We start from the raw sequence: 7,122 nt of genomic DNA, 5'->3' as shown, positions 1-7,122 counted from the left end.
CGAGATAATCCTGCTCGTCTGCGCTCAGAACCAACGGCGCGGTTGGGCGGCCATTCGCGTTCGCCATAATGCGCTCCTCTCCAGAAGCGACGTAGCATACAATGTAACGAACTTCAGTTCCAGATGAGTAGATCGGGCTGGCATGCGGCTTCACCGCAACTCTGTCCTCAGGCCGCAGAATGGCGAAATAGAGCGCAGTCAGGATCGTGTTCAGCGAAGCTGAAGACGCTTGGTGGCCCCCCACCTTCAGCCCGTCGCCATTGTCCCGCAGGTGGTTGGCATTGTGGATTGTCCAGATTGCGAGCCACAGCACTTTACGCTCAAGTTGGGAAAGGATGGAAAGTCGTTGCGTTGTCATGATCAGGCCCCTCGAGAGGGTAGAGACTAGGCCTCTTCAGGCGCGAAATGTAACCAAACTTGCCTTTAGGCTGGTGATCATTTAGCTGTTTTCACCAACTTTACGCTTCCGATGAAAGAAAATCAGCTAATGCGCGGGTTGGACGATATCGACAGGAAAATCATCGCGGCGATCCAAGGTAACGGCAAGATCACAGCCAACGAGCTGTCTGATCGCGTCGGTTTGTCGCCGTCCCCTTGCGCCCGGCGTGTGCGCTTGCTGGAGGATTCTGGCGTGATCAAAGGTTACACCGCGGTGATAGACCAAAAGAAGGTCGGCCTGCCGATCAGCGCCTTCGCTTCGATCAAACTCGAGCGGCAGCGCGAAGAAGATCTTGACCGCTTCGCGCTCGCCGTGGCGCGCTGGCCGGAGGTCGTAGACTGCTACCTCATGACTGGGCAGCGCGACTATCTGATGCGCATCGTTGTGCGCGACCTCGAAGCGTACGAGCGGTTCATTAAGGATAAACTCACGCGTTTGGATGGCGTCGCCTCGATCGAAACCAGCTTCGCCCTTGACCAGGTCAAGCGCTCCGAAGTGTTGCCCTTAGAGTAGGAATCAGAGGTGTCGCAGTCGACGACCACGGTCCGGTCGGACTGTCCGATGGAGTGTGAGGCACGTTGGTGCAGTTCCGCCAGAGAGATCAAATCAGGAGATTTGGCAAGGTAGGAATGCCCGCCGCTGATGATCGACGGTCAGCCTGCTCTTCAGGGGAGGCACGGCCCGTTGCGGACAGCTTGCGCGCACGCAGATGCGCCATGAAATTCCGATCGGGTCGAATGCCAACCGATTGTTCAGGTCGAAACCGTCAGCATGGACGAAGTCTTGCGCATACGCTACCTCGCGGCCCAGAACGATGGCGGACCGTCGGTGCGGAGCGTTGAATCCACCGCTGCCTTTGGCAAATTTCGGTGGCTATGCTGAGGTAGCGCGCGCCGTCGGGCCGTCTCAGCCAGTTGGCGGATGATACGGTCCGGCGCTTCAAACGCCTAATGTACATTCCAGAGCGGACATGCTGCCCCGAGGCGAGCGATTTGCAGTATCGCAGCGCTATGACGCTTTGGCGATGTCTCCGGCGCGATCGCGACCATGGCGAGTTGGGAGTCAGCAAGTCCCGCGATCAAGACGACCGCAAGCCATAGCGCCGCTTGAAGCTCCTTCGGAGCATGGTTTGTGAGCGCAATTCGTCGGTCGTGAGCCTAGTTGGTCTTCAACTGGCCGACGCGGTTTTCGGCAATCCAGCGGGCGGCAAGCACCAACGCGCCCATACTGAAATCCTTGCCGTGCTTGGCCACCATTTCTTCCGACAGTTTGGCGAGCCGGTCGAAAAATTCGTCCTTGCTCTCGTCCTCGGGGTTGGGTTCGGATTGCATTTTGTGCTCCTGTTGCATGCGGCCTGCCTTTGCTATTTGAACATCTGCGCGGGAAAGGTGACGATCGCGGCGGTGCCGTCGACGGTGCCCACCGCCAGGTGCAGTCCGTCGCCGGACCAGGCAAGCGCGGTCACCGCGCTGCCCAGGGGTCTGACGAGGAGTTCGTCCCGCGCGCCGATCTGGGCGATGGTGATCCGACCGTTGGCATAGCCGGCGGCAATCAGTTTTTTCTCCGGGTGCGCAGCCACTGTCTCGACCGGAACCAGCCCGGCGCGACCAGTCTCCAGCGCGCCAGAGGTTTCGCCGTCACGTGGCGGCGCGGTCATCGACCAGCCGGCGATCCGGAAGGCGCCCGATGCAAACAGTGCATTTTCCGGCAGGCTCCAGCACACTGTCCGGACCGGCAACGGAAATCCCGCGACGATGTCAGTTCGGCCATCGGTCATGCTGACCAGGGCAAAGCCTCCGGTTTCGAGCCCGCAGGCCAGCCAGGTGCCGTCGTCACTCCAGCGCATAGACACCGGACGCGCCGAAAGGGAAATGTTGCGCATCGGGGCGGCGCCGCCTTCCAGCGCCCAGATCGACAGTCCATGGTCGAAGCCGCAAGCGAGGTGCCGTCCGTCCGACGAGAAGGCAATCGCGTCCGCGGACGATGTCGCGCCGTGTCGCAGCCTCGCTGCGTCGCCTCCGCCGCGCGATAGGAAGATATCCTGCCCATTGCTAACGGCTGTCAGCGCCGCTCGATCGCTATGGTCGATAGCGACGATCGATCCGTCGATCTTGACCAGCGTCTCCAGCACATTGCCGTCCGCGCTCAGATGCACCGCTTTGCCGGCTGCCGTTCCGACGAGGAAACTGGACCGAAGGTAGCTGGCGAGCGGAACGTTGCCATCTCCCATCGCAGCGGTGGCTATCAATGGCGCCGGCAATTTTTCCCTTGGGCGGATCGTCGTCTGGCCGAGATCGCCGCTCACCCTGATCCGCGACTCTGGCGGTTCCTGGTCTGCGACTGCGGCTATGGCGACCGTTCCATCCAAGCAGGCGAAGGCGACAGTCGAGCCATCGGCGCTGAAGCGCAGCTCGGCGACCGCCGACGGGCGACGCCAGCTTCGCGCCAGCAGGTCGAACAAGGTCAGGTTCTGTATCGCGTGCTGGTTCATGGCGGTTCCCTTCGTCAGTTTCCATCCGTCGCCGCGAGGCTGCGGTCGACGTCCTCGACGTCGCCTTCCGCGGCGACGATGCTGTCCTCGCACGCCGCGCATGCGTGCATGATTGCGGCGGCTCTCTCCTCCGCCTCATGCAAATCCCGCACCAGTTGCGCGCTGGCGCCGCTCCTGCCGATTTCGAGTTCCAGGCGCAGCACATCCATCTCGATGCCGGCGCGTTTCTGATTGAGCCGCATCGCCTCGGCAGTGAGCGCGGAGACGTTGGCGACAAGATCGAGCCGGCGGGCGAGCAACGCGTCACGCTTGCTAGTCTGCCCCATCGGATCCTCCGTCATTTTTCGCTCCCAGACATCTGTCCGGGTGGTTTTTCGAAAGCCGACAGCAATTTGGGCAAGGTGCCGGCCTGCGAATGGAACTGTTTTTCAGCCGTTTCGATGTGGCTCTTGAGCTGATCCCAGATGTCGACGCGGATCATCGATGTCGTATCGCCGGTGAGGCGCTCGATCTCGTCGACGCGGAACTGGCGTGACAGCGAAACGCCGGAAAACACGAAGTCCCGCAACAGGATCGCGTGGTTTTCGATGAACAGATGGATCATCGGATGCGTTTCCGTGGTGACGCCGCCGGCGGCAAGTTCGGCCCGGATGAAGTCCTGGAAATGGCTCTGCAGGCGGTATTGGCTCTCGCCCATGAAGCGCATGACAAAGACCAGATCGCGGGGCATCAGCCTGACAAGATCGCCGGTGACGCCGTCGGCCTGGCTGGACATGAGTTCGGGCGGCCCCCGGCTGTCTCTGTCGCTCGGCATAGTCTCTCTCCAGCGCGAGGCCCGTCCATGGGTCGCGCCTTAAAATAGTAGAGAAAGACGACGAATTGAATAGATGATATTTTTGTTTTCATATTTGCCGCAATTGCTAACTAGAAATATTGCGATTGCGAATAGATGCTAAATATTACAAGCGTACGTTACAAATGTAAAAGAACGTTACAGTTGGCCGTCTGCTCATATGCCGAAAGAGCAGTGATTTTGTTTTGAGCCCCAATCGTCGGTGCTATTTCCAAATTGGCACGGCGCTTGCTTTGTACGTTTCCACAAGAAGCCCATCGCGCTTTGATGCGGTGCCAAAAGAACGAAGGAACGGAGGAAGCAGGTCACGTCCGCTTCGATACGCCCATCGCATATGCGGTTGGCGCCGCGATCCCTGCCAGACGCCTCCAACACCTTTGCCGCGATCCACTTGAATGGCCGGACCATGAGTCGCGCCTGAATGCGCAACCCTTTGTAGTGCCGTTCGCATTCTCACTGGCGGTGCTGTGCGCCGCTTCATGCCGGGGTCAAGGGACCTGCGGCTCAAACCTGGTGGAGGCTTATGACCATGACGTCGCTGACGCTCAACAAGATTACCTCGCAACGCGGAATCTCCGTGGGCGAGGCAACCAAGAAGATTGCCGATCTCGGCTGGAATCCTTCCTACGTCCAGGAAGCGATGACGTTTCCGACGGACTACAAGATCAACAAGACACCGCGCGACCCGATGAAGCAGGTTCTGCGGTCCTACTTCCCGATGCAGGAAGAAAAGGACAACCGGGTCTACGGTGCGCTGGACGCGGCACTGCGCGGCGACATGTTCCGCAACGTGGAACCGCGCTGGGTCGAGTGGATGAAACTCTTCCTGGCGATCATTCCCTTCCCGGAAATCTCCGCTGCCCGCTCGATGGCGATGGTCGCCCGTATCGCACCCGGCGAGGAACTCCGGACCGGCTTCACCATGCAGATGATCGACGAGTTCCGTCACTCGACGATCCAGATGAATTTGAAGAAATGGTACATGGAGAACTACATCGATCCGGCCGGCTTCGACATTACCGAGGAAGCCTTCGGAAAATGCTACGCCACCACCATCGGCCGCCAGTTCGCGGAAGGCTTCATCACCGGCGACACGATGACCGCCGCCTGCATGTACCTGACCGTGGTCGCCGAGACCGCCTTCACCAACACGCTGTTCGTCGCCATGCCTTCGGAAGCCGCCCGCAATGGCGACTATGCCCTGCCCACCGTCTTCCTGTCGGTGCAATCGGACGAGAGCCGGCATATCGGCAATGGCCACTCGCTGCTGATGGCGGCGCTCAAGGAGCCGGAAAACCACCTCTTGCTGGAACGCGACCTGCGCTACGCCTTCTGGCAGAACCACGCGATCGTCGATGCGGCCATCGGCACCTTCATCGAATACGGCACCACCAACCGCGACAAGAACAAGGAGTCTTACGCGGAAATGTGGCACCGCTGGATCTATGAGGACTACTACCGCACCTACATGCTGCCGCTCGAGAAATACGGCATCAAGGTCCATCACGACGACGTCCAGGCGGCCTGGGAGCGCATCACCAAGAAGAACTATGTCCACAAGGTCGGACAGTTTTTCGCAGTCGGCTGGCCGGTCAATTTCTGGCGCATCGAAGCCCAGACCGACAAAGACTTCGAGTGGTTCGAGCACAAGTATCCGGGCTGGTACGGCGAGTTCGGCGAGTTCTGGAAATGGTACGCCAAGCTGAGCCACAAGGGCGAGAAGGTGCTCCTCTTCAATAGCGACGTGGGCTACGTCTATCCGCACCGCTGCTGGTCTTGCCTTGTTCCCTGCCTGATCCGCGAAGACATGGTGGTCGGCGAGATCGATGGCCAGTTGCACACCTTCGCCCACGAGCTCGACAAGTGGACCGCGACCGTGGCCTTCGCCGACGAGTATGAGGGCCGTCCGACACCCGCGATGGGCCGCTTCAGCGGCAAGCGCGAGTGGGAGACGCTCTATGACGGCTGGGATCTGGCCGACGCTATCAAGGACCAGAACTTCGTCCGCTCCGATGGCAAGACACTCATACCGCAGCCGCATATGCGCTTCGACGACAAGGAGATGTGGACGTTGGACGACGTGCGCGGCAACACGCTGGGATCGCCGTTGAAAGCGCTTCGCGGCATGACGCCGGAAGCACGCGCGCAGCACCTGGCGGACTACGCCAAGGGCTTCACCATCAATCCCTGCAACTGATTAGGCCAAGGGGGCGGGTTCGTCCCGCCCCCTTCCTTTTACTGGAGGTCCGTATGTCGGAAACCCACACGGTCAGGCTAAGCCCAGTCGGCGTCGAATTCGACGTCGAGCATGGTGAAACGGTGCTCAACGCCGCTTTCCGCCAGGGCATTGCGCTGCCGCACGGCTGCAAGGAAGGGCAATGCTCGGCCTGCAAGAGCGTGTTGCTCGATGGCGAAGTCGACATGCTCAAATACTCGACCTTCGCGCTGAACGACATGGAGAAGGAGAGCGGCCACATCCTTTTGTGCCGCTGCATCGCCTACTCCGATCTGGAAGTCGAGCTTCTCAACTACGACGAGGAGATTTTGGCGAAAGCGATCGCCGTGAAGACGTTCAAGGGCCGGATTGCTCTGATCGAGCATCTGACTCACGACATTCGCGGCATCGAGATCGAACTCGGCTCGCCGATAAAGTTCTGGGCGGGGCAATATGTCGACATCACGGTTACCACGGAAAAAGGGGAGACGATTACGCGCTCGTTCTCCATGGCAAATACGCCGGACCAAACCCAAAAACTTTGCTTCATCATCAAAAAATACCCTGAGGGAAAGTTCTCCGGAGAACTCGATTCCGGAGGAATCAAGGTCGGAGCCGAAGTCACCGTCGTCGGACCCTACGGAACCTGTTTCCGTCGGGAAGAACGGCAAGGACCCCTAGTGCTGGTCGGCGCCGGCTCCGGCATGTCGCCGATCTGGTCGATCCTCAACGACCATCTTAAGAGCGGCGAGAAACGTCCGGTCTATTTCTTCTACGGTGCCAGGACGCGCAATGACCTGTTCTATCTCGACAGGATCGCCGAGCTGATCGGCCAGCATTCGGATGTCACTTTCATTCCCGTGCTGTCGCACGCGGCTGATGACGCCGAATGGGAAGGCGAACGCGGTTTCGTACACCAGAGTGTCGACGCCAAGCTCAAGCAACTGGCGGTCGACGGGCAGGGCGATGTCCATGCCTGTGGCCCGCCACCGATGATCGATGCGCTTCAGCCGGTTCTGTTCATGAATGGGTTCGAGACCGAGCGGATCTTCTTCGACAAGTTCACCACATCGGCAGGTGCAACGCCGACCCACTGAAGGCGGCAACGCGACTGCAACCACAAC

8 protein-coding genes and 1 pseudogene are annotated in these 7,122 nt (G+C 59.8%); 3 read left to right on the top strand and 6 right to left on the bottom strand.

Annotated features, from left to right (window positions below):
• Positions 1-358: hypothetical protein (locus D3227_RS09360; protein ID WP_245451708.1), on the bottom strand; the 358-nt coding region annotated here is incomplete at its 3' end.
• Between the two features lie 129 nt (positions 359-487).
• On the opposite strand from D3227_RS09360, the gene D3227_RS09355 reads away from it, so the two are divergent.
• Positions 488-952, top strand: a complete 465-nt coding sequence (locus tag D3227_RS09355) for an Lrp/AsnC family transcriptional regulator (RefSeq protein WP_120013845.1) — start codon at positions 488-490, stop codon at positions 950-952.
• 93 nt (positions 953-1,045) lie between these two features.
• Here the strand turns inward: D3227_RS09355 and D3227_RS09350 are convergent.
• From D3227_RS09350 to D3227_RS09330, 5 genes and pseudogenes are all read right to left on the bottom strand, one after another.
• Positions 1,046-1,480: pseudogene (locus D3227_RS09350) on the bottom strand (DUF2083 domain-containing protein); the annotation flags it as partial.
• A 116-nt stretch (positions 1,481-1,596) separates the two neighbouring features.
• A complete protein-coding gene (locus D3227_RS41535) occupies positions 1,597-1,770 on the bottom strand; it encodes a hypothetical protein (RefSeq protein ID WP_167480654.1) in 174 nt (57 codons plus the stop codon).
• A 32-nt stretch (positions 1,771-1,802) separates the two neighbouring features.
• The gene (locus D3227_RS09340) at positions 1,803-2,930 is read right to left on the bottom strand and encodes a WD40 repeat domain-containing protein (protein WP_120013813.1); all 1,128 of its coding nucleotides are present in this window, start codon (positions 2,928-2,930) and stop codon (positions 1,803-1,805) included.
• 14 nt (positions 2,931-2,944) lie between these two features.
• On the bottom strand, positions 2,945-3,271 hold the full coding sequence (locus tag D3227_RS09335) for a hypothetical protein (protein ID WP_120013812.1): 327 nt from the start codon (positions 3,269-3,271) through the stop codon (positions 2,945-2,947).
• Positions 3,268-3,744, bottom strand: a complete 477-nt coding sequence (locus tag D3227_RS09330; RefSeq protein WP_120013811.1) for a hypothetical protein — start codon at positions 3,742-3,744, stop codon at positions 3,268-3,270. The genes D3227_RS09335 and D3227_RS09330 overlap by 4 nt, the downstream gene beginning before the upstream one ends.
• Positions 3,745-4,306: 562 nt before the next feature.
• Here D3227_RS09330 and D3227_RS09325 point away from each other — a divergent pair.
• Both D3227_RS09325 and D3227_RS09320 read left to right on the top strand, forming a co-directional pair.
• Positions 4,307-5,980 (top strand): aromatic/alkene/methane monooxygenase hydroxylase/oxygenase subunit alpha, encoded by a 1,674-nt coding sequence (locus D3227_RS09325; protein WP_208646352.1) that lies wholly within the window; start codon positions 4,307-4,309, stop codon positions 5,978-5,980.
• Positions 5,981-6,033: 53 nt separating this feature from the next.
• Positions 6,034-7,095, top strand: a complete 1,062-nt coding sequence (locus D3227_RS09320; RefSeq protein WP_120013810.1) for an NADH:ubiquinone reductase (Na(+)-transporting) subunit F — start codon at positions 6,034-6,036, stop codon at positions 7,093-7,095.
• Positions 7,096-7,122: the final 27 nt, after the last annotated feature.

Origin of the sequence: Mesorhizobium waimense (genome assembly GCF_003601975.1) — a bacterium.
In the GTDB taxonomy this organism is placed as follows: Bacteria; Pseudomonadota; Alphaproteobacteria; order Rhizobiales; family Rhizobiaceae; genus Mesorhizobium; species Mesorhizobium waimense.
Note: the sequence above shows the minus strand (reverse complement) of the source record. Positions and strands in the feature narration are given on the sequence as shown.